Origin of the sequence: Roseibium porphyridii (assembly GCF_026191725.2) — a bacterium.
Taxonomy (GTDB): domain Bacteria; phylum Pseudomonadota; class Alphaproteobacteria; order Rhizobiales; family Stappiaceae; genus Roseibium; species Roseibium porphyridii.
In genome coordinates this window covers 1769040-1791060 of sequence record NZ_CP120863.1, presented here as the reverse complement: position 1 = coordinate 1791060, position 22021 = coordinate 1769040, and the positions used below count along the sequence as shown (strand labels likewise).

Genomic DNA, 22021 nt, shown 5'->3' with positions numbered 1-22021 from the left:
AATAAAAATTACTATTTGGAAAAAACAAATAATGTCCATCGATCTCAAATCGCTTGAATTGTTTGTTCGCGTGGCGGCGCTGGGGGCAATCGGCAAGGCGGGCACAGAATTCGGCCTGTCTGCAACGGCCGCAACACAGCGTCTGCAAGCCCTTGAGGCAACGGTTGGAACGCAGCTGTTTCACCGGACCACTCGTGCAGTGTCCCTGTCGACCGATGGTGAAATTTTCCTGGCGCATGCAAAGCGCATTTTGGGAGACGTTGAAGAAGCTCTTGCGGACATTCAGCCTGATCCGCGAGATATCAAGGGAGAATTGCGGATTGCTTGTTCCGCTTCTTTCGGGCGCCTGCACATCGCGCCACACGTGACCGAGTTCCTCGACAGGCATCCTGGTGTTTCGCTACAGCTCGCCATGAGCGACTCTGTCATAGACATCGTCGAACAGGGAATTGATATAGCGATCCGCATCGGTGCGTTAGCGCCCTCAACACTCAAGGCGCGCAAGCTGGCCGTAAGCCCGAGACGCCTCGTCGCAGCGCCAAGCTATCTTGAAAGGTATGGCACTCCTTCTTCGCTGGACGAACTCAAGACCCACAACTGCCTCGCAAGGGAAGACATGCGAACCTGGTCGCTTGCAGCGCCTGACGGAACGGTTCACGACATAAAAACCAGCGGCAATTTCTCTAGCACAAGCGCAGAAGCGATTACTGAGGCCGCGTTGTCCGGCCTTGGCATTGCACGCAAATGCACCTGGGAAATTGCTGATCAACTGGCTGCCGGCGCATTGAGGCCTGTACTGGGTAGCTATTCCGTCTCACCCTTTTGGAAAGTGTTTGCTGTCCGCCCACCCTCGAGATTGCCTTCGGCGCGTGTGCGCGCCTTCACCGATTTTCTGGAATCCAAACTCAACAAGATCCCGGAGCTTTGCGGTGATTGAACTCAATTCGATCGCGCCAACGCACCACCACTTATCATTCCAGGGGGATCTGAAGAGCATAGCGCCCAGGTGGAACAATTCTCGCCCTTAAGGCTCCGCCCAAACACTGCCAGATGCAGACACTACACTCGAAGTTTAGAGGGCTGGAAAGTGGAAGTATCCAACGAATATCGCGGTGACCACCTGGGCATTCCACCGGGATTATGCATTTCGATCGAGACGCTTTGACGGATCATCATGTGCGGCCATTGTCACTCGGCTTGCCGAGCACCAAGACGAAGTAAAGGCGACATTCCTCTCTCCAAAGCCAAACCAAGAGCGGCTTTGCGGCTTAGAGAATAGAATAGGTGACTGTCTTCATAACGGTAGACTAGCGCTTAGTTTCAAAGAAACTTAGCTGACTAATTTACTGGAAAAACACAACCATTTTTCAAATATTCTGGGAATAATTCACGAGAGATTTCCACGTAAAAATGCCGATACTTTCTATTTAAAGTTGCTTATTTTGATTACACAATAAAAACAAGAAAAATTCGAAAAATCCCCTTATTTTTGAAGCGTTATCGCTGAGATACAGGCAGGGTCAGAGCTTTTGTTCTGATCGGCTAAGGACTTACGTAAGCACCAAAGAGCGACGTATCGGCTGAGTGATCCCGAGTTTCTTTGGTGTCACCTTCCGCGGGGATAGCCAGAAAATGATGCCGACAATCAAGGACAACAACGCCTTTCTTATGGCCATGGGTCAGGGCAGCCGAATAGAAATCCATGCTCAGGATGCTGAGAAGGAGAGTTGGGTCCAGCTCGCCAAAACGGCGGAGGCCGGATCCTCGTTTCTCACCCTTTCCGGCAAGACCAAGTGGCAAGCGGGAGACAGGGTCGCTCTGGCATCAACAAGCCAGGACGCGCATGAAGCCGAAGAAGCGGTCATCAAAAAGGTAACCGTCAATGCAAACGGCACGACCACGCTCACGCTTGATGCACCTCTGAAATACACGCACTTCGGCGAGAAGCAGACTTACGACAACGGCAAGTCAGGCGCGGACTATAGGGAGTGGACTGTCGACACACGCGCTGAAGTTGGTCTTCTCAGCCGCAATGTGAAAATTCAAGGCGATGAGGACAGTAAGGCAGACGGCTATGGTGGCCACACCATGGTTATGAACGGCGCGGAGATGCATATCTCAGGCGCTGAATTTTACCTCATGGGACAAAAGGGTCTGATGGGCCGCTACCCGCTTCACTGGCATATGAATGGCAATGTCAAAGGCGAGTATGTTGAGAACAGTTCAGTCCATCATTCTTTCAACAAGGGCATTACGCTGCACGGTATCCAGAATGCCTGGATCGAAGACAATGTCGTCTTTGACACCATCGGGCATGGTTATTTCCTGGAAGACGGGTCCGAATTCGGCAACGTCCTGAAGGATAATCTGGGCTTTGTGACACGGCAGACGGAGACGGCAGCCGGAGCGTCACACAAGTCAGACTTTACCGGCGTTTCCACGTTCTGGCTGACAAACCCGCAGAATCATATGGTGGGCAATCACGCCGCCGGTTCGGATAATTCCGGCATCTGGTTCACCCATCAGGACAAGGTGATGGGCACGTCCGCGACCGTTGATGAACACAAGGGATACGCACCCAAGCACAGGATTCACGGCGTCTTCGACGACAATACATCCCACAGCAACAGCGTGAACGGTCTCGCCCACGCACAATCGATCAATGAAGCGAACGGCACATTCTCCGATTCCCACTACAAGGGCGACTTTCTGATCGAGGATTTCACGACCTATAAGTCAGGCGATCAGGGCATCTGGACGCGATCCACCAGCGGCGTGATCATCGACAATTCCGTGTTTGCAGATAACAAATCCGGTTCTTTCCTGGCAGGTCGTCATCTGGTGAAAGACAGTTTGTTCGTCGGTCGCTCCAAGAACGTGACGAACGACAGCGACAGTGAAAGCTCTGGGTCCAGTCAGTTCGGAGCGGCTTCCGGTGAAGGGGTGCGGGGGCACCAATTCTACGATTCACCTGTCGCGCTCGACGGCGTGCATTTCGCAGGGTTTACCAATGACAAGGACAGCGCGCTACTGGCCGGAAGCGGCTTTCACCGACGGACAAACAATTCAACGAAGGACCTGACCTTCGAAGACGACACGCCCGGGCACAACCGGATGGACCGGTTCCTGGGGCCGGGAAACAGATCACCAGAAGACACAAATGCAGCAACATTCGCATTGGTTGATCTGGATGGCAGCCTCGCCGGAACCCGGGGAGCGTCGATCACCCAAAAAATCATCGATCGCTTTCCAGGTGACCGGATCGATGTCCTGGAACAGGGAACAACGGGTTTCAACGCACTGGGAAATGCCCGTTTCGACAGCCAGCAGAATTTGTGGGTCAACAGCGGCAACGTCGATTTTGGCATCCAGCGGTTCGACACAAGTGCTGGAAAGCGCGTCAAGCTGGAGATCGAACGTTCAGACAACGGTGCAAAGCTTCTGCTCAACGAAGATACCGGCGGCAACAATGTCTACCTCGACCTTGTCGCAATAGAGGACCGTGGACAGACGTCTGGCACCGGCTTCGACCACTACACCGTACGCTATCCTGACGGATTGCCGAATGTGATCGACGTAGAACTACGCGACATGAAAAAGGGCAGCGCGGTCTATTACAAATTTGTTGACCTGCCCACCGGGTTAACTGTCCGGGGCGCAGATCAGGTTGGTGGTCTGGGCGCGCTGAAATCCGCAGACGGCACGGCCTATTTTAGGAACGGAGACACCCTGTATGTAAAAGCCGTCGCCGACGTGGGGGAGAGCGTGCCGAATGTTCCGGACACGCGGGTTGCCAAAGACAATTACGGTGACGAATTCCAACTGCATATCAAGAATTCCGGGGCTTACAATGCGAGCGGTAACAACGCACCACAGGATGCCGACACAACAGTCTTCGATCCTTACATCCTCCCAATTCCAGAAAAACCAGAGTCAACCTCTGTCACGTCAGAGATTTCCAGCGGAGATGACCGTTGGTCGAGCAACGCCAGTTGGCAGGGCCGCAAACCGCGCATGGAGGATATTGTCGTCATCGGCAAGGATGATCGGCTGGTTCTGAATGAGAATGCGCGGGTGAAAGGCATCATCATCGATGGCGGCGAGCTGCTTGTCGAAGACGCCAAGGACCTCTCACTGACCGCCGATTGGATACTTGTCATCAATAGTGGCCTGTTCCAGGTGGGCACGGAAGACAAGCCTCACAAACATGATTTCACACTGACACTGACGGGCGACGACCCAAAGAACGACGTACATTTTGCAAATCTGCTGAAGCCCGGCGCGGCCGGTGTCGTGCATTCCGTCGACAACAATGACGGTGAAGCCTTCGCCGGCACTGAGCGCGATCAGGACCTGAACGGCCTGGCAATCACGGGTGACCGCCAATTCGGTGGAGACAGAGACGACGTTTTCCAGGGTACCGACCACAACGATCTCCTCCTCGGGGGAGCAGGCGACGACCAGCTCTACGGAAAAGCTGGAGATGATTTGCTGAAGGGTGAGGCCGGTGCTGATGCTCTTTATGGCCAGGACGGCAATGACACGCTCTATGGCGGATGGGCTGACGACACGCTCAACGGCGGTGATGGTAACGATCGCCTTTACGGTGGCACGGGCAAGAACCAGCTTCAGGGCGGCGAAGGCAATGACACAATTTATGGCGGAGGATATGCCGACAAAGCATATGGCGGGGGTGGCAACGATACGATTTGGAGTTCTTGGGGGGATGACCTGCTGAACGGCGGCGATGGCGCCGATCATCTTTACGGCGGCACCGGGAACGATCTGCTCTTTGGCGGCGATCAAGATGACCGGCTTTATGGGGAGGCTGGCGCTGATGAACTTCATGGTCAAGACGGCAATGACACGCTTTACGGCGGATGGGCTGATGACAAGCTCAACGGCGGAGATGGTGACGATTTCCTCCACGGAGGAACAGGTAAAAATCAGCTCAATGGCGGTGAAGGCAACGATACCATCTACGGCGGCGGTGATGTCGACAAGGCGCAAGGAGGCGGCGGCAACGACACGATCCGAGGCTCCTGGGGCGCGGATTTTTTGAGCGGTGGTACGGGCAACGACAAACTATTCGGCGACACCGGGAATGATGAATTACGCGGCGGCGCAGACAACGACCAGCTTTTTGGTGGTGCTGGGAACGATACCTTGCAGGGAGATGCGGGTGTAGACCTCCATATCGATGGAACCGGACTCGATAAGATCACAGACTGGGACCCGTCAGCTGATAGCTTTGTTTTTGTTCCTGACGGAGAGTTGGACGAGCTCCACGGTCTTAGAGGGGGCGGAAAACTCTACTTCGAAGATATTAGCCAGCTGACGGCAGAGCGTTCCGGCATCGATCTTACGGTCAAGATTGAGGGTGTCGCCGAGGTAGTGCTGAAAAACTTCCACGGCGCGAACACCAAGCAGGATCTTCTGGATATGGGTCTGCTCTTCGAGCATTCGGCCCTGTCGCCGGCCGTGCAAGATCTGTTCTGATTTCCGAAACAATAAAAACCGGGTCTGGATCCGGTTCCAGGGAGCAAAGCTACCCTGGCTGAATGGTGAGACTATAGCCGAAATAGAATTCGAGCTCACTTATGCCGTACATGCGGACAAAATCGGGAACGGAAACGTTCTGAAAATTGGAAGTTTGGTGTTCAGCCTCGACGTATTTGAAATGGCATAAACTTCGCTCGTGCAAACAATTCACTGCAAGGATCAGCCGTCGAATTCTCTGACATGTTGCGACGGCTGATGATCCACTCGGTTGAGAGTGCTGCTGACTTGGCGTTCGGAACGGATCAATCACAGCAAAGAAAAGTCATGCTCTTGGTGACGCGAGAAACCCGGTTAGCATTGACTCAATGGCGGCGACGACACGCTGGTTCTTGTGAGCGTCCAAGGCATCGTGATGCGGATTGGCGAACCGACCTTGATCGTTGTCGAAATAACGGCCGGAAGAATCAGAGAACTCTTTGCTCAATGCAGCACTGATCAGGATATCCGCACCAACGTTCAGGTCATTGCCTTTCACCCCATAAGCCTCCTTCACCATTTTACTGGCCAGGAACGAAGAAGGGTTCACGGCAATAAGGGCTGGTCCGTCCTTGCCGAGTGTTTTCGCAAGATGCATTGACCACATGGTCAGGCCTAGTTTGCTTTGTGCATAAGCTTCGCTGTCGCTCAAGGACGCTCTACCGGTAAATACATTGAGGTCGACAGAGGCCTGTGCAGCAGAAGACAAGTTAACAACGCGCCCCTCGATCGGAATGATCGGCAAAAGCAACTTGGTCAGGAGATAGGGCGCAACGGTATTTACGATGATCCTGAGATCGAACCCGTCTTTTGTCACAGCATTGGGAACCTTGAACACACCTGCATTGTTGATCAGCACATCGAGGGTTTCGTATTTCGCAATGATGTCCCTTGCCAGTGCCTCGACGTCTTCCATTTTGGAAAGGTCGGCGACGAAAGCCTCAGCAGTCCCACCGACCTCAGCCAATGCGATTTCCAACTTTTGTTTGCTACGGCCATGCAAGAGAACCTTGTGACCCATGGCTGCAAGCTTTTTGGCTGTTAAAAGCCCAATACCATCTGTCGAACCTGTTATGAGAATGGTTTTGCTCATGAAAGATTTCCTCTAATTCCAAAGTCGGGCAGAAGCTCTTCTGCCAAGAGTTTGAGTGTTGTTTTTGTGTCTCTCGCATTCAAACGAAGGTTTAAGGCCACATGATTGACGCCAATGTCCTGAAGGTCTGACAGGTATTTTTTCAGAAATTCAGTGCCGGACTGGAAGCCCAGATGAATGGGACGTGGTTTGGCATTGCGGTCATCCAAAAGATCCACATAGAGAGACTGCATCACAGGTCTGTTTTCCGCCTCCCCCTTGGCAAGGCGGTTTCGATACTCACTGATGACACGGTGTTGAGAGGTGACGTCACGCGGAAAGGTGACCCATCCATCCCCGTGGGCGGCAATCCAGTCGGGTGATTGCTGGCTGCCTCCGGTGATCAGCATGGGGATGCGTCCTCCGACAGGTTTGGGCAACATGTCCATGGTTCCGTTCAAGGCACCCTGGTGACCCTCATGACGCGGACGATCATTTGCCAGGGCACGAATGTAGCGGTAGCTATCGCGGAACCGGGCTCCCCGGTCAGGAAAGCTCATATTGAGAGCTGGATATTCTTCTGGGCGGTCTCCCGACGCGACACCCAGGATCAAACGTCCATTGGACAACACATCTGCTGTTGCTGCTGCTTTGGCTATATGAGCCGGATGACGAAGCGGCAAGATGATGCTGGCAGTCCCAAGAGCGATATCGTTGGTAAGCGCTGCAAGCGTGCCGAGATAGACAAACGGATCGAACATCTGCCCCACATCTCCAAACGACGGCACGTCGAACGGGACATCGCGTAACCAAAGCGCGGAGAAGCCGAGAGATTCCGCCAGTTGCGCCATCTCGATATGCTTCGCCATCGTCGGCTTGGCACCAATCGCATAGCCTTCGATTGGCACCACAAGGCCAATGCTCAATCGGTTTGGCGAAAACACCGAATTGTATCCCCGATTGATTATCGGAAAGTCTGAAAGGTTTGCTCCGTCCGGCATGTCTCGTGTCTCTCAATCAGTATCGAATGAGCGTTCGGCTTTCGATGCTCTTCCTGATTGTGTGAACGCTTTCGTCTTCGGTCATATCGAGGGCGCTATGGGCAATCGAAGGCAAACCACAGTTGTCGTAGATGTTGAAGATTGCGACTTCATCTGGAGTCATCCTGGATTGATAAATCCATTCATGATCCGGATTGGCAACAAGCCCGAGTATCTGGCCTTTCCTGTCCGGGTAGATAAGATCAAGCAGCACCCAGTCAGTTTCATTGAGACTGGAAGGTCGAACGAAACCAAGGGGCGCGCTGTTGATCGGATTATCTACAGGGCGCCAGACATTGATAAAGGCGTAGTGGTCTTTGCTCCACTCGGCAGCCTGATCACCACCCAGGATATCGATCAGACGCTGTTTTGCACCGTCTTCGCTGTAATCGCTGTGAACATTGCGTGCCGGGGGACGGACGGCATTTGGATCGTCAATTCGTATTGTATGGTCAAATATGATGACTTCTTTTGCCCCAAGTTTGGTTTTGAGAAGTTCGGTTAGCTCTGTGTCATATGTTTTTTCCCAGAGTGCTCTTTCTGCGGAAAAATTCACCATGGTCGGTGCGTCGGCGAAGGTGACCGAATCCTTGTCAAATGACACTGAAATGTCGCCTTCTCGGGCATCCAGGACAGCAATGTCCGTGGACCGCAGTTCGGGAGAGATCAGATTTCCCTTAATGCCATCCGCGTCCAGGTGAAAGGCCTGCTGTTCCGGCTTATGTACATGGTAATTGACTGTGGCAGTCTTGGTCATCGCCATCTCGCTTTGCTTGCTGCGCTCTTGCTTCCTTTTCCTCTATGGGGAACATAACCATTGTCATTTGCAAAATTAATTGCGAAGATCCCATTTCAGAATTCGGGATTTGAATATAATGGGTTTGGAAACAGACGGCCTGCGTCTATTCATTCTGGCTGCCGAAAAACTGAATATCAGTGCAGCCGGGCGTGATCTTGGGTTCGCTCCAGCTGTCTCAAGTGCAAAACTTGCCAAGTTGGAACAGTCCATCGGAGCAGATCTCCTTCACCGATCGACACGGAAGGTTTCGCTCTCGCTCGAGGGGTCTGAGTTTCTTCCCTATGCGCGAGAGATCGTTGCCCAGGAAGATGCAGCTCGCGCCGTTCTGGGTCAGCGAGACGCCGAAGCAACAGGGACGCTTCGCTTTACGGCCCCCAGCACTTTCTCCCAGCTCTACATAGCGCCAATCCTGCCGGAGTTTTTCAAAGCTCATCCGAACGTCAAACTCGATCTGAGATTGTCCGATATCCGGCTCAATCTGATTGAGGGCAGTTTTGATCTCGCACTCCGCAACGCGGTTTTGTGTGACAGCAGCATGAAAGGCCGCAAGCTGGCGGATGACACACGAATACTGTGTGCATCGCCGGCTTATCTTGAAGTCTTTGGCACACCTGCAACACCTGATGATTTAAAGAAACATCATCTGATAGGGTTCCAGGACGCATCGCCTCGTGAGCTTGTGTCGCAATCGGGTGAAAAAGGTATTTTTGACCCGCAGAGCGCGTCGAACCGCCTTGTTGTCGACGATGGAATGGCCCTGAAACTCACGACTTTGGCTGGAAGCGGTATATCTTCAAACTCGCTTTGGAGCGTGGCCCGCGACCTCGCCGAAGGCAACCTCGTCAGAGTGTTGCCGGACTATCGCATGGCTGAGGAAACCGTCCTTTGGCTCATGTATCCTCATACCAACGTCCTTTCCGCGAAGGTGAAGGTCTTCATGGACTTCCTTCTAAAGCACATCGGCCGCAACCCGCCCTGGCAGGCAACGAGCAGTTAGCCAAGGAAATTCGTGAGGTGAAACGCTGTCGTCGAGTGCTGCCTATTTTTGGCCGCCTGTCAGCTGTAACCTCCTTCTCCAGAACCCTCAACATGCGCAACCCGAAGATCGTTCAGGACCTTACCCGCGCCGGCGATCCCAACCTTGCCCTCACCCGCAACAACTAACGTTTTTTGCGTTGAATTCTCTTCGTGAAAACAAGGGCGTTATCTCTTTGCCGCGAGGCTGGACAGCGATCTTTGGCCAAAGACCGAAGCCTCAAAGGGATATGGCGCGAATATGTGGTATGCGCTCCCTGCAATGGTACTCGGTCAGCAGCGATCCCATCTAAGGTGAAATCGTGGAGACAGCTCCCGGATCTGTCCCCACTCTCAGCCCTTAATCGGAGATCCAGTTGATGACTACACAGGTATCGCAATCAACCGGGCTGGACCACGTGTCGAAAGCCCTGCAAGCAGTGCATAAGCATCTCTTGACCTTTCAAACGGAACAAACCGGTTTCAATGGAAGCCCGCTACAATTGTTTGATCGCGTCACAAAAGATGGCGCTTTTGCCTGGCTGAAGCCACTTCGGGACACGATCGTTTCAATTGACCAGCGTCTCGCGGACGAGAAACCCATCTCAGATGAAGAAACGAAAGCCTTCGGCAACCAATGTCGCAGTTTGCTGGACGCGAAGTCTGGCCTGTTTCGCGATGGTCTGAACGCCGCATACCAGTCTCACCCTGAGGCGATTTTGGCGGTGGCTACAGCCCGAAAGTCTATTGAAGCAATAAGATAGGCGTACCGGGCCGTTTGCCTAGGCGCAGACACAGTCGAACTTGGTGCATGCAAACCAACGCATGAAGTTCAAAAGACTTCAGCAGGGTAGCGCGGCAGTCCTTTGATCCGCCCAGCGCTATCCTGTCTCCCGACTACACTGCTTGAAGACACTTGAAAGATGATGGATCTGTTCGCGCACGAGGACTTGGGGCCACGGAATGTTCTGCCTCATAGCGGCATCGCAAATTTCTTTGGCGCTGTTCTCTCGCATGAAGGTGCCGACAAAGCTCTGGCCAGTCTCATGTCTGATATTGAGTGGCGCAATGACGAGTATAATTTTGCCGGCAAACATATTGTCACGGCGCGAAAAATTGCCTGGTATGGCGATGCGCCCAGTCATTCAAACCAACGGCGCGTTTTTCCCTGGGTGCCCGCATTACTCGAATTGAAAGAGCTCGTGGAACGGACCTGTGGCCATAAATTTCAAAGCTGTCTTTTGAATCTGTACCATTCAGGTGAGGAAGGCCTGGGCTGGCACAGCGATGGAGAGAAAACACCCGTTGCATCTTTATCGCTTGGCGCGACGCGGCGTTTTGTGTTCAAGAACAAGGCTGACAAGGAAACTCTGGAGGTCCAACTCGCGCATGGCGATCTTCTTGTCATGGAAGGGGAAACCCAGGATTATTGGCTTCATCGAGTGCCGCCAATGAAAAGCGTTAAAGAACCGAGGATCAATTTGACATTCCGTCAAACGGCTTAAGGTTATCAGGAAGCCTCAGCGAAGCTCCAATTCCTCAAACCAGTCCAACATGCGCGGTCCCCACCCTTCAGGTGCACTGTGCCCTCCCTTGTGCAACATCAAGTCAATGCGTCCGGCATCGCAGTCGGTCCAGTGCCTCAGCCAGAGTTCACCATCAAAAGTGCTCGTTTCCGGTTGGCGTTTGCCGCAACCATTGGTCTCGCGCAGAACTTTGAGGGATGCCCATACGTCTCCCTGAACAACCGTGTCGTCAAAGAATGATCGGCCCTCCAGGGGAACAACCCTGTCCGTCCAGCCGTGAGTGTGAAAGAGATACAAAGGTTGCACACAGCGCGTTGGCAGTCGCTCCCAGAAAGCACCTGCCAGAGGTGCGTAGGCATCAGCAAACTCTGGTTGCCAGCATGCCATATTCCAAACCATGGATCCTCCGCGGGAAAATCCCGACAGTAGAACCGGCGCTTCTGAGAGATCTGTGTTGGACCGGATATCGGTCAGAACCCTGGCGAGAAACTCTGCGTCGTCGCGCTCAAATTCCATGTTGTCTGCGCGGACCGACCAATCCTTCGTCCATCGCGCTTCGGGATGCTCGCCATTTGGAGCAACGAAAATATAGCCGCGCGAATGCGCCTCTCCCGCAAGACCAGACTTGAGTGCGCTAGCACCAGTGCTGCCACCACCATGCAAATGCATCACAATTCCCAAAGGCTCGGGCACTTCAGGATAGATCACATGATAGCTTCCACCTTCGATGGTACAGGGTGTCTGGGGATCTCCACACGCCTGGGCGTGCAAGCTGGCGGGGCTCAAAAGGGCCGCGAAGGCAACGCAAGAAATTTGGAATAAAACCCTGTCCAACATCTCGGTCTCCAATTGTTTTGTGCCCGTTCAGCCCAAAGCACAATTAATTCAATCAGGTTTGGGTTTTGTTCGCCAAAGGTATTTGCAAGGCAGCAATAAATCGCTGGCCACCACGAGACGTGGTGGCCAAGACATTTCCGTTCCAGATCAATTGATTTCTTGGACTTTCATGACGAGCTCACCCCATTTGCGCTGATTTTCGATGTCATGTTCCAGGCCCTGCTCATCAGCAATGCCAAAGCGCTTGACCGCAGGTGTTTTGCTGGTCGCCTGATAAAGCCAATAGGCCTCGGCCTTCAACGCATCCTGGATCGGGCGGTCGATGGATTCATACACCATCTGTTTACAGGCATTGATCGACTCCGCCGGGAACTGGGCGATACGCTTTGCTAGGGCATCCACATAGGGACCGATCTCATCGGGGTCGAGTGCCTTGTTGATTGTACCCAAACGTTCCGCATCGTCCGCGTCGTAGTCTTGCGCACTGAGGATGATCTCAAGCGCCTTGCCCAACCCGGTCTGGCGGGCCATGCGTGACGCGCCCCCGCCGCAAGGCAGGATGCCCATCCCGACTTCCATTTGCATGAACTTGTATTTTCCGCGCGCAACAAACCGCATGTCGAGAGCAAGCGCCAGCTCATGGCCACCGCCGCGCGCAAATCCTTCGATCTTCGCAATCGTGGCCTGAGGAACTTTGCTGATGCGCTCACACACAGCCTGAAGATCCAGGAGTTGTGCCTCATCGCGAGACACTGCTTCGGTCGACATGTCCTTCAGCAGCTCGGTGTCATAGTGACATACCCAGACCTCAGGATTGGCCGACTGGAAAACAACAACCTTCACCGACCGGTCGCGCTCCAGACGCATGGCAAGGCTGTTGAGATCCGCCAACATCTCCTGCCCCTGTACGTTCACAGTACCAAAGTCAAAAGTCACGGTCGCAATCGAGTCCTGAACGTCAACTGTGAACGTCTGAAAATTCTCGTACTTCATGGGGCTTCCTTCTTTTGTTGCCCTGCACCAAAGGTGTGGGGACTGTTGAAAACGATTTGGAGCTATCGGTGTCGAGCGTGACGCGGGTTTGTTTATGTTATGACTTCTGGTATTTAACAAATAAAGCGGCTCTTAAAGTATTCAGAATTCGGAAATTTGATATAATGGGCATTGATACAGATGAACTGCGATTGTTTATCCTCGCAGCCGAGTTACTGAACATCAGCGCGGCAGGTCGAAAGCTGGGCATGGCCCCTGCAGTTGCCAGCGCGAAGCTTTCCAAACTTGAACACAGGGTGGGTTCAGAACTGCTACACCGAACCACGCGCAAGGTATCTTTATCCGTTGAAGGATCGGATCTCCTGCCGTTTGCACGGGAAATAATTGCTCAGGAAGAGGCAGCCCTTGCTGCCCTGGGTCATGGGTTGGCGAATGCGACCGGCACGCTGCGCTTTACGGCACCGAGTACCTTTGCTCAGATGTACATCGCCCCCATCTTGCACGAGTTCCTGGCCCAGTACCCTGAGGTTTCTTTGGATTTACGCCTCTCGGACCTTCCGTTCAATCTCACCGAGGGCAGCTTTGACCTTGCGCTTCGCTTTGCTCCATTGTCCGAAACGAGCCTCAAAAGAAGAAAGCTGGCGGACGGCAAACGCATTCTTTGTGCGTCTCCATCTTATCTCGACGTATATGGGACACCCGAAACCCCTTCTGATCTGGCGCATCACAAACTCATTGCGTTCGGGCATCTGGATCCCAGGCCCCTCAAATCCACTCAGGGCGATATTGCGATGTTCGAATACGGAGACAAAAAGAACCAACTGATCATGGATGACGGGCTAAGCCAAAAGCAGGCGACTATATCGGGAGCTGGTATTTCGATGAACGCGCTCTGGAGCGTTCACGAGGAACTGTCTTCGGGACTGCTTAAGCGCGTTCTGCCCGATTATGAAGCCGCTGAAGAAAATGTATTATGGATGATCTATCCGAAATCCAACGTGCTTTCCCCCAAGGTGCGGGTATTCATGGATTTCCTCATCGCCAAGATCGGTAAAAACCCACCCTGGGAAAGTGAGTTACCCGAAAAGTCCAGTGACCATGGCAGCCACTGAGCGTAGCGCTGATTGAAGTATCAAATATAAAACGCCGCTCTGCCGGCCATGCCTGACGTCCTGCACCGGGACCGTCTGGTCGGGAAAACCGCAAGCCTCAACCGAAAAATCGCGAAGCAATTTAGCCGCTCCGCGATTCTTCGAGATTCAGAGCTTAAAAGGGCGCAAAATCATCGTTTTTGACGTCTGGCAAGCTCCAGCGTTCCGAGGGTTCAATTTTGGGCACAGACGCGCCTTCGATCGGCAGCTGCCCATGATCTCCGTAAAGCCAAAGAACGAAGTTGAAGCGTTCGCCGCTGGTAATGGGCTCCGATGCATGGGGCACGCTACCGTGGTGGATCAATGCTGTTCCGGGTTCAAACGTGAGTTTTTCAATCCGGCGGGTGGCAGGATCAATGAAACTGACGGCAGAACCGGAATAGTCTTCACCGGGTAGGTTCAGATTGATGTTCAACGTTACCGCCGAAGCATCCGAGTGCGGCCGCAAAGACGTGTCCTTATTCTCCTGCCATTGGATTGAGAATCCGAATGTCTGTGTGTCGAAGCCGACGACATCTGGAAACAACAGACGTGATACGGGACGCATGTAACGGTTCATCAACTCCTGATAGAACGCTTGGAATGTTGGTGCGGCAAGATAGCCCTCGGAGCGAGGATCAAGCATGGCGCCGCCACGATTGAGGACGATGCCATAGGGTGGGCGCAAGGGAATCTCAGCCTCCCCGACCGCATCCATATAAGCGCGCAGAGTGTGAAGTTGGTCTACATTGAAAAACTGCGTGCGATAGACGCCCGGGAAGACTTCTTTCCAAAGCTCTTTGACCTTGTTTTCTTTGGTCGGATCGATCCACGCTGCCTCAATGGTATCGCGTAGACGCGGATCGAAGATCGAGCTATCCAGCGCCGGAGATCCGCTGTTGCGGCCGCCGTCCCATTCGGACCAGGCTTTGGCGAAAAGTTCTTTGTTCTCGGTCCAGAATCGCTGAACGGAAGGCGCGCGTTGCAACATCGCCTCACGCGAAGGCCGCTCAATGGTGCGGGCGTGGTGTAGGGAAGTCTGTGACATGACAGCTAGTCCTTATCAGTATGCGGTTATTGTGCCTGACCACATACTTATTTTATTGAAATCATAATTAAACGGACCAAAATTGAATTCATAATTCTGTTTTTTATCATAATTAGCGATCATCCCGGCCGACGCGGATTTCCAGCCTGTCCCGAAACATTCATAGGGGCGTGTTTGCGAAGAGCACCTTACGGCGCCTTCGCCTCGTGGTCCGCAAGTATCGCTTCCAGATCCTCTTCGGTCGGCGGATGCCAGCCACGGTCTGTGCTGAGATCAAAAACGTCGCGTTTCCCGAATATCTGCTCCTCACGCTCTTTCATGAGAGTTTTGGACTTTTCGATATAAGCGGTGTTTTGACTGACCGGTATCTTGGGATCATGAACAAGCGCCATCTCTTTAAGGATATGACGGTCGTCCTCTGCAAATTTCCGCGCCGCCAGTTCGGCATCAAATGGGTGCATCCCAAGCCGCTCCAACGCAGAACGCCCTGTACGCACGCTGGAATCAAATGTTTCACGAATGATTTCAACGCAGCCCATAGCAAAGAGATCATAAACATGCTGCCGATCAACCGCGCGGGCGATGACAGGCACGTGGGGATAGTTTTCGCGTACGTAAAGGACCAGTGCGTTAATCTGCTCTTTGCCGTCGATGGCAACGATCAGAAGCTTCGCTTTCTCAATACCGGCTGCGTGGATCAAATCGGGGCGTGTTGCATCTCCGAAAAACGCCTTGAAGCCAAAGCTGCGCAACATATCCAAATGGCCGGCATTGTAGTCTACAACGGTGGTGGAGTAGCCCGTTGCGCGCAGCATCCGGTTGACGATCCCTCCGAAACGGCCGTGACCTGCAATGATCACCTCTCCCACTTCATCGATCTGGTCCGCATCACGTTCCTGCGTTTTCACAAAACGTGGCGCAATGACCTTCTCATAGAGGATAAACAACCCCGGCGTCAGCAGCATGGACAGAGCCACAATCAACAACAGCTGATCCGCCAGGTTCTGAGGAATAACATCATTGGCAACCGTGAAGGACAGGAGAACGAAACCAAATTCACCGGCTTGCGCAAGCCCCAGCCCGAAGAGCCATTTGTCAGCCCCTTGCAGCTTAAACATCCAAGCCAGCGCCAATAGAACAAGAGATTTGAGTGCAATAAGCCCAAAAGTCATGCCCAGGATCGAAGCTAAATTGCCGAGGAGTAACTCGAAGTCGATCGCTGCGCCCACAGTGATGAAGAACAAGCCCAAAAGCAGGCCACGGAACGGATCAATATCGGATTCCAATTCATGACGATATTCGCTGTTGGCCAACACCACGCCCGCAAGAAAGGTGCCCAGAGCAGGCGAAAGCCCCACCAGTGTCATCAGCAGTGCAATTCCGATAACGAACATCAGAGCTGCGGCAACAAACAGTTCGCGCAGACCTGCCATGGCGATAAATCGGAATAGCGGACGCGTCAGATAAACACCGCCAAGGATCACGGCTCCGATTGCGCCGATGGTTATCAGCGCAGCTTGCCAGCCCGGCAAACCATCCACCAGGCTTATGGACGCGCCGTGGTCCCCTTGCCCATGGTCGCTTGCGTGACTGCCGCCATGCCCATCGGCTACATGCGCACCGGCTCCATGGCCCCCATCAGCTGCCAAATCCATGAGCTCCGGCATGGCGAGCAGCGGGACAAATGCCAGCATTGGAATGACCGCGATATCCTGGAACAGCAGGACCGAAAAGCTTGATTGTCCACCGTTGGAACGCATCAAACCCTTTTCATTCAAAGTCTGCAGCACAATTGCTGTCGAGGAAAGCGCAAGCACAAGGCCTATCGCAAGCGAAATGGTCCACGGTTGCCCCAGGATCATGGCCACGCCCATGACGAAAACTGTTGTGCCCCCTACCTGCAGGCCGCCAAGGCCAAGCAGCTTGGCGCGCATGTTCCAGAGCATTCTGGGCTCCAGTTCCAGCCCCACCAGAAACAGCATCATCACAACGCCGAATTCAGCGAAGTGCTGAATGGAGATCACATCAACACCCAGGGTGGCCAAAAGTGGACTGATGACAATGCCGGCGATCAGGTATCCGAGAACGGAGCCCAGACCCAGCCGCGAAGCAATCGGCACAGCAACCACGCCGGCGACCAGAAAAACAAAGGCCAGAAGCAGAAAATCGGTCATGAATCACTCCTCGCTGAGGCTAAGAATGTCGCTGGCGCAAGTAAGCTCTTCAGCGGTTGCATCTTTTAGCTTGAATTTGTCATCCCGGATCCGGGTCAGGAGCTCGACATACCCATCGATGTGATGAGTCAGTTCAACGCCCTCGTCTGCCTTCAGTGCACCAAACAGCACGTAAGGCGGTGGAAAACGCATCTGGCACAGTCCAGCTGTCTGCTCGAGCGGCGTCAGGAACGTGCGCATCGTATGCTGCTGATAGCCATCTCGTGTATAGGCCTCATCAGAGCCGCCGGCTGTGATAGCCAGAAGCAAGGTCTTACCCGCAAGCTTGTCACCACCGTGGCCATAGGCAAAACCGTGCTGCAGCACGAGATCCTGCCATTCCTTCAAAAGACTTGGTGTGGAATACCAATAAAGTGGAAACTGGAACACGATCACATCGTGCTCCAGAAGGCGCGTCTGTTCCTTGCCGACATCGATATCATGACGCGGATATTCCGCATAAAGGTCTACAAAAGTAATGCCTTCGATGTTGCTGGCCCGCTTCGCCATTGCGCGGTTCGCCCGGCTGAATGTCTGGCCAGGATGCGCGTAGTAAACAATGATCTTGGCCATCAAAAGCACCTTCCTGCTGTGTCGTTGACAGGCAGATGTGCTGAAATGCCCGTATGTTCTAGTGTTGTTTTTGCCGGCAACCGCATCGCAGATACGGCCAGCACACCACTGTCTTATCAGGAAGCTAGAGTTCGATGACAACTTTGCCGATTGCCTGCCCACTCTCGAGACGTGCATAGGCCTCGTTGACATCGGCAAATCCGAATTTCTTCTCGTCCAGTACGGGCTTCACCGCGCCAGCATCCACAGCTTCAGCAAGGGATTTGAGGATGTTGCCATGAACTTCGCGGCCCACATCGTGTATCATCGGCAACAGCATGAAAACCACATGCAGCGACAGTCCCTTGAAATGCGCGGGTGTCAGGTCAATCTCCAGAAGTGCGACGGTTGAAGATACGTGACCGTTGAGTTTCGCTGCTTCGAAGGAGTTGGCCATATTGGCACCCCCCACGGTGTCAAAGACCACATCAAATCCAACGCCGCCGGTATTGTCTGCCACAACATCAGCGGTTTTCGCGGTCATGAAGTCAACCGGACGTGCTCCCAGATCGGAGATCAGCGTCATTTGCGCAGCTCCGGTACCCGTGGCTGTCACGTCCGCACCCAAGTGATTGGCCAATTGCACAGCAACATGACCGACACCGCCTGCACCTCCCTGGATCAGAACCTTCTGCCCTTTTGACACATTGGCCCGGGTCAAACCCTCATAGGCGGTGATCCCGACAAGAGGCAGCGCCGCTGCCTCGCGCATCGAAAGCGCTTTTGGCTTGTGCGCGACCAAGCGCGCGTCGGCACAGATGTATTGCGCAAGAGTCCCCTGAAGTCCCAACAGACCGCCTGCACATCCATAGACCTCATCGCCTGCTTCAAACCCTGCGATGCCCTCGCCCACAGCTTCAACTGTACCGGCAAAATCCATGCCCAGAACGGCAGGCAAGGCTGGCGATAGAGGGAGATCCGTGCCCATGTTTCGGATCATGGTGTCAACAGTATTGACGCTGGTGGCGGCAATTCTGACGAGGACATGGCCCGGTTTCGCCACGGGTTTATCGATCTCGGCCAGTTCAAAAACCGAGTCCGCACCATAGCTGTTCAGAGACATAGACTTCATGGGTTTGCTCCTGCGTTCTGTATTTGCAGGTTTGGTACAATCTCTTCATTTCAGAATAAACGGATAAAAAACAGAATCAGAATTTAGATTTTCAATATAATAAGGATGCGGATGTCACGTCCGACATGGTGCGATGTCCCGCATGTGCCAATCAGTTGATTTCCAGGGCGGCAACCGGGCCCTCATCCTCAGGCAGGCCCAACCGGGAATAATTGTGCGTCAGCAATAGCTTACGTTTGCCCAGTTTTCCGCACACAGATACCGTGTATCTGTTTGCGGGCACATCGTTTCAAAAAACGTTTGGCAACCATCACTTCAACATTTTATCGAGGAATTTGAGTTGGGTAGCAGCAAGTCGTCCCTTTGCGACTGATCCGGTCCACTTAGTTGGCGCAGGTTGCAGATGCCGCATGTGAAAAGGCCTCAAGCCTGGTTGGCAGTTGCTCAATGGTTCGACAACTGACATTTGCGAAGGCAAATCTCAAATACTGGTCCTGGCCAGGTCCAAAATAACTTCCTGGAAGGGCCAGGACGCCACAGCTCCCGGCCAACCACTCAGCGACCCTGGCCCCTGAAACATCAGGAAAGGGGTGACGGACATAGGCAAAGTAGGCACCGATTTGCTCGATCTTCCAAGCAGGATGATGAGCAAGTGCCTTGCGGAAGGCTGCTGCCCTCTCTGCGATTTGTGCATTGATCTCAGCGCGCCAATCACCCAAGTTCGCCATGGCCCAGGGTAGAGATATCTGTGCCGCCCGTGCCGGGCAAATCTGAACACAATCAAGGATCTTGCCAACTTCACGCAGCACTTTCCTGGACGCGGTCAAAGCGCCGAGGCGGTGCCCAGGAATGGCGTAGCTTTTGGAGAAGCTGTAAAGACTTACGAGTGTGTCCTGCCAACGTCGATCCTTGAACAAACCATGAGGGGCAGCATCGTCAATCAGAAAATCGCGATAAGTCTCGTCCAGGATCAGTTTGATGCCTTTTTCATGGGCAAGATTGAAGAAAGCCTCAATCAAGCCAGATGGATAGACGGCTCCCGTGGGGTTGTTGGGCGTCACGAGGACAATGGCCTTAACACTGTTGTCAATCAGCTCTGCGGCATCTTGCACATCTGGCAAGAAGCCGTTTTCAGCATGCAACGGCAGGGGTCTCGCCTCGATACCCAGCATATCAAGGGTCATCTTGTGATTGAAATACCAGGGGACCGGCAAAAGGATGGCATCGCCAGCTGCGGCAAGCGCCATGATTGAGACAAAGAATGCCTGGTTGCAGCCTGCGGTAATCGCAACCTCTTCAAAATCAATCGGAGCTTTAAACAGACTGGAGCAATTTGCAGCGTAAGCGGTTCTAAGTCGATCGTCACCGAAGATGTCGCCGTACTGCGTTGCCTCTGTAGTACCTGCAGCCAATCCGATCTTTTCCAAAAACACCAACGGCGGCGGGTCACCTGGAACCGCTTGACTCAAATTGAGAACTGGACCCAACCGTCCGTCATATGCCGACAACCAATCTGTCGCCTCCGGGATCGGAGGCGTGGCTGTGTCGATAAGATTCAGATTCAATTTCGAAGTTGCCACGCTTGCGTTGTGAATTTGTGCCTGCACGCTTGTTGAAAGCGCGCAAAAACGACCATAGTTCGCGCAAGCCTCCTTCAAATGGAAACTTATCAATCAAAACATGGATAAATATGAACGTATCTATTTCTGAAAAAGGCGGACTGCTCGGGCCGGAGCGCCTCGCCCTCAACCTGTCCTGCTATGTGACCAAATATCCTCATAAATTTGGCAGGAACACGCGGTGAGACGAGCTGTTCGCCACCCATGACTTTGATCACTTCTGAGCCAATCTGATGAAAAGCAGTTCAGTCGTGCATACTTTTTCATCCAAATCGTGAAGCTTGTATTTTTTTGCAAGAAAAATTCGATTCAATGAAGTGTTAATGCAAACGACAAGACCGGAGCTTACCTCAGATAATTCGAAGCGGTCGCATAAGACCGAAAATCAGAGGTGGAACCGTGACTTTCAAACTAACCCGACGAGGCATCCTGAAGGCAAGTGCTGCTACTGCAGCAACACTCGCGATGCCTTCAGTTGTAACAGCCGCCGGTAAAAGCGATTTCAGCGGCAAGGAAATCCGGCTCTTGACCTGGTCCGACAATACCGGACTGGCAATTCTTGAGAACATAGCAAAACCCTTTGAGGAAATGACGGGCGCAAAAGTCATTGCCGACCGAACCGGTTCAACCTCGGAGATGGTCGCAAAACTCAGGGCTTCTGGTGGCAAGGCGCAATACGACGTGATTACGCTGGCCGGCGTGGGTGCGGTTGAACTTGCCGGTGACGGTCTGTTGGCAAAACCCGACCTCAACATGCTGCCAAATCTTGAAAAAGTGGATCCGCGCTTCCGTTCAGGTGCGGAAGGTCACGGCATCGGTTACCTGCTTTGGACCGGTGGCATGATCTACAATACGAAAACTTTCAAGGAACCACCGAAGTCTTATGCAGAAATGTGGGATACAGCCCACGCTGGTCGCCTGTTCCTGCCACCAGCAACCTGGACAGATGCGCTGGATACGATTTTTGCAACAGGTAAGATGATTGGCGGAGATGGAACGAACTCCGAAGAAGCCTTCGCCAAGCTTGCTGAACTGAGAAGCAGCATATTGACCTTTGGAGAAAATCCGGGCCAGATCTCGGAACTGTTCCGATCCGACGCCCTCGACATTGGCGGCGTATACGCACCAGCATTTTTTGCCAAAGAACTTGCCAATCCGGCAGAGTCCAACATGGGGGCAACCTACGACCTTGACGAAGGCTTTTTCGCGGATCTGATGTATACGATCGTGCCGAAATCCAAACCAGGTGACGACGACGTAGTGCATGCTTTCATCAACTACACTCTAGACGACAAGGTTCAAGGCGTGATGGCCGAGGCCGTCCTAAACGGGCCGATCAACCAGCAGGCCGTGATGAGTGAAGCGGCAAAGGCAAGTCCGTTTATCATCAAGCCTGAACAGTTAAGCGAAAAAGCCGTTGTACATGACAAAGCCTTTGTCGCTGACGTTCGGGAAAAGTGGATTGCGACCTATCAACAAACCTTGTCTTAGAAGGCAAGGATTTAAGT

General features: G+C 53.2%; 18 protein-coding genes. 8 read left to right on the top strand and 10 right to left on the bottom strand.

Going from position 1 to position 22021, the window contains the following annotated elements; genetic code table 11:
- Positions 1-31 precede the first annotated feature (31 nt).
- A complete protein-coding gene (locus K1718_RS08265) occupies positions 32-937 on the top strand; it encodes a LysR family transcriptional regulator (RefSeq protein WP_265683704.1) in 906 nt (301 codons plus the stop codon).
- 695 nt (positions 938-1632) lie between these two features.
- The gene (locus K1718_RS08260) at positions 1633-5499 is read left to right on the top strand and encodes a G8 domain-containing protein (protein WP_265683703.1); all 3867 of its coding nucleotides are present in this window, start codon (positions 1633-1635) and stop codon (positions 5497-5499) included.
- 325 nt (positions 5500-5824) lie between these two features.
- Here K1718_RS08260 and K1718_RS08255 read toward each other — a convergent pair whose 3' ends face one another.
- Genes K1718_RS08255 through K1718_RS08245 form a run of 3 tightly spaced genes read right to left on the bottom strand, consistent with a single transcriptional unit; the run spans position 5825 to position 8407 of the window.
- Positions 5825-6631, bottom strand: coding sequence for an SDR family NAD(P)-dependent oxidoreductase (locus tag K1718_RS08255; RefSeq protein ID WP_265683702.1), 807 nt, complete (start codon positions 6629-6631; stop codon positions 5825-5827).
- Positions 6628-7611 carry an LLM class oxidoreductase gene (locus K1718_RS08250; protein WP_265683700.1) on the bottom strand — a complete coding sequence of 328 codons (984 nt, stop codon included), beginning with the start codon at positions 7609-7611 and terminating at the stop codon, positions 6628-6630. The genes K1718_RS08255 and K1718_RS08250 overlap by 4 nt, the downstream gene beginning before the upstream one ends.
- A 16-nt stretch (positions 7612-7627) precedes the next feature.
- Complete coding sequence (locus K1718_RS08245; RefSeq protein ID WP_265683699.1) at positions 7628-8407, bottom strand: CmcJ/NvfI family oxidoreductase; 780 nt, start codon at positions 8405-8407, stop codon at positions 7628-7630.
- 118 nt (positions 8408-8525) lie between these two features.
- Here K1718_RS08245 and K1718_RS08240 point away from each other — a divergent pair, with 118 nt between their 5' ends.
- The 4 genes from K1718_RS08240 to K1718_RS08225 all read left to right on the top strand — a co-directional run bounded on the left by K1718_RS08240 (position 8526) and on the right by K1718_RS08225 (position 10968).
- Positions 8526-9446: a LysR family transcriptional regulator gene (locus K1718_RS08240; protein WP_265683697.1), complete on the top strand. Its 921-nt coding sequence runs from the start codon at positions 8526-8528 to the stop codon at positions 9444-9446.
- Positions 9447-9463: 17 nt separating this feature from the next.
- The gene (locus tag K1718_RS08235; protein WP_173005925.1) at positions 9464-9613 is read left to right on the top strand and encodes a hypothetical protein; all 150 of its coding nucleotides are present in this window, start codon (positions 9464-9466) and stop codon (positions 9611-9613) included.
- A gap of 230 nt (positions 9614-9843) precedes the next feature.
- Positions 9844-10227 carry a hypothetical protein gene (locus K1718_RS08230; RefSeq protein WP_265683695.1) on the top strand — a complete coding sequence of 128 codons (384 nt, stop codon included), beginning with the start codon at positions 9844-9846 and terminating at the stop codon, positions 10225-10227.
- Between the two features lie 159 nt (positions 10228-10386).
- Complete coding sequence (locus K1718_RS08225) at positions 10387-10968, top strand: alpha-ketoglutarate-dependent dioxygenase AlkB family protein (protein WP_265683692.1); 582 nt, start codon at positions 10387-10389, stop codon at positions 10966-10968.
- Between the two features lie 15 nt (positions 10969-10983).
- Here K1718_RS08225 and K1718_RS08220 read toward each other — a convergent pair whose 3' ends face one another.
- Positions 10984-11697 carry a CE1 family esterase gene (locus K1718_RS08220; RefSeq protein ID WP_265683690.1) on the bottom strand — a complete coding sequence of 238 codons (714 nt, stop codon included), beginning with the start codon at positions 11695-11697 and terminating at the stop codon, positions 10984-10986.
- 276 nt (positions 11698-11973) lie between these two features.
- Positions 11974-12819: an enoyl-CoA hydratase/isomerase family protein gene (locus K1718_RS08215; protein ID WP_152500474.1), complete on the bottom strand. Its 846-nt coding sequence runs from the start codon at positions 12817-12819 to the stop codon at positions 11974-11976.
- Between the two features lie 68 nt (positions 12820-12887).
- Between K1718_RS08215 and K1718_RS08210 the strand changes: the two genes are divergently transcribed.
- A complete protein-coding gene (locus tag K1718_RS08210) occupies positions 12888-13931 on the top strand; it encodes a LysR family transcriptional regulator (protein ID WP_265683685.1) in 1044 nt (347 codons plus the stop codon).
- A gap of 154 nt (positions 13932-14085) precedes the next feature.
- Here K1718_RS08210 and K1718_RS08205 read toward each other — a convergent pair whose 3' ends face one another.
- From K1718_RS08205 to K1718_RS08185, 5 genes are all read right to left on the bottom strand, one after another.
- Positions 14086-14997, bottom strand: coding sequence for a 2OG-Fe(II) oxygenase family protein (locus K1718_RS08205; protein WP_265683676.1), 912 nt, complete (start codon positions 14995-14997; stop codon positions 14086-14088).
- 188 nt (positions 14998-15185) lie between these two features.
- Complete coding sequence (locus K1718_RS08200; protein WP_265683675.1) at positions 15186-17171, bottom strand: cation:proton antiporter domain-containing protein; 1986 nt, start codon at positions 17169-17171, stop codon at positions 15186-15188.
- Positions 17172-17174: 3 nt separating this feature from the next.
- Positions 17175-17783: an NAD(P)H-dependent oxidoreductase gene (locus K1718_RS08195; protein WP_265683673.1), complete on the bottom strand. Its 609-nt coding sequence runs from the start codon at positions 17781-17783 to the stop codon at positions 17175-17177.
- A 124-nt stretch (positions 17784-17907) separates the two neighbouring features.
- Positions 17908-18894, bottom strand: coding sequence for a zinc-dependent alcohol dehydrogenase family protein (locus K1718_RS08190; protein WP_265683672.1), 987 nt, complete (start codon positions 18892-18894; stop codon positions 17908-17910).
- 383 nt (positions 18895-19277) lie between these two features.
- On the bottom strand, positions 19278-20459 hold the full coding sequence (locus K1718_RS08185) for an aminotransferase (RefSeq protein ID WP_265683671.1): 1182 nt from the start codon (positions 20457-20459) through the stop codon (positions 19278-19280).
- Between the two features lie 453 nt (positions 20460-20912).
- Here K1718_RS08185 and K1718_RS08180 point away from each other — a divergent pair, with 453 nt between their 5' ends.
- On the top strand, positions 20913-22004 hold the full coding sequence (locus tag K1718_RS08180; protein WP_265683669.1) for an ABC transporter substrate-binding protein: 1092 nt from the start codon (positions 20913-20915) through the stop codon (positions 22002-22004).
- Positions 22005-22021: the final 17 nt, after the last annotated feature.

What these genes read in the sequence shown, in the direction of transcription:
- K1718_RS08205 (WP_265683676.1), bottom strand. Translation starts at nt 14,997, where the DNA reads ATGTCACAGACTTCCCTACACCACGCCCGCACCATTGAGCGGCCTTCG.
- K1718_RS08230 (WP_265683695.1), top strand. Translation starts at nt 9,844, where the DNA reads ATGACTACACAGGTATCGCAATCAACCGGGCTGGACCACGTGTCGAAA.
- K1718_RS08225 (WP_265683692.1), top strand. Translation starts at nt 10,387, where the DNA reads ATGATGGATCTGTTCGCGCACGAGGACTTGGGGCCACGGAATGTTCTG.
- K1718_RS08215 (WP_152500474.1), bottom strand. Translation starts at nt 12,819, where the DNA reads ATGAAGTACGAGAATTTTCAGACGTTCACAGTTGACGTTCAGGACTCG.
- K1718_RS08240 (WP_265683697.1), top strand. Translation starts at nt 8,526, where the DNA reads ATGGGTTTGGAAACAGACGGCCTGCGTCTATTCATTCTGGCTGCCGAA.
- K1718_RS08245 (WP_265683699.1), bottom strand. Translation starts at nt 8,407, where the DNA reads ATGACCAAGACTGCCACAGTCAATTACCATGTACATAAGCCGGAACAG.
- K1718_RS08250 (WP_265683700.1), bottom strand. Translation starts at nt 7,611, where the DNA reads ATGCCGGACGGAGCAAACCTTTCAGACTTTCCGATAATCAATCGGGGA.
- K1718_RS08195 (WP_265683673.1), bottom strand. Translation starts at nt 17,783, where the DNA reads ATGGCCAAGATCATTGTTTACTACGCGCATCCTGGCCAGACATTCAGC.
- K1718_RS08190 (WP_265683672.1), bottom strand. Translation starts at nt 18,894, where the DNA reads ATGAAGTCTATGTCTCTGAACAGCTATGGTGCGGACTCGGTTTTTGAA.
- K1718_RS08200 (WP_265683675.1), bottom strand. Translation starts at nt 17,171, where the DNA reads ATGACCGATTTTCTGCTTCTGGCCTTTGTTTTTCTGGTCGCCGGCGTG.
- K1718_RS08265 (WP_265683704.1), top strand. Translation starts at nt 32, where the DNA reads ATGTCCATCGATCTCAAATCGCTTGAATTGTTTGTTCGCGTGGCGGCG.
- K1718_RS08255 (WP_265683702.1), bottom strand. Translation starts at nt 6,631, where the DNA reads ATGAGCAAAACCATTCTCATAACAGGTTCGACAGATGGTATTGGGCTT.
- K1718_RS08260 (WP_265683703.1), top strand. Translation starts at nt 1,633, where the DNA reads ATGATGCCGACAATCAAGGACAACAACGCCTTTCTTATGGCCATGGGT.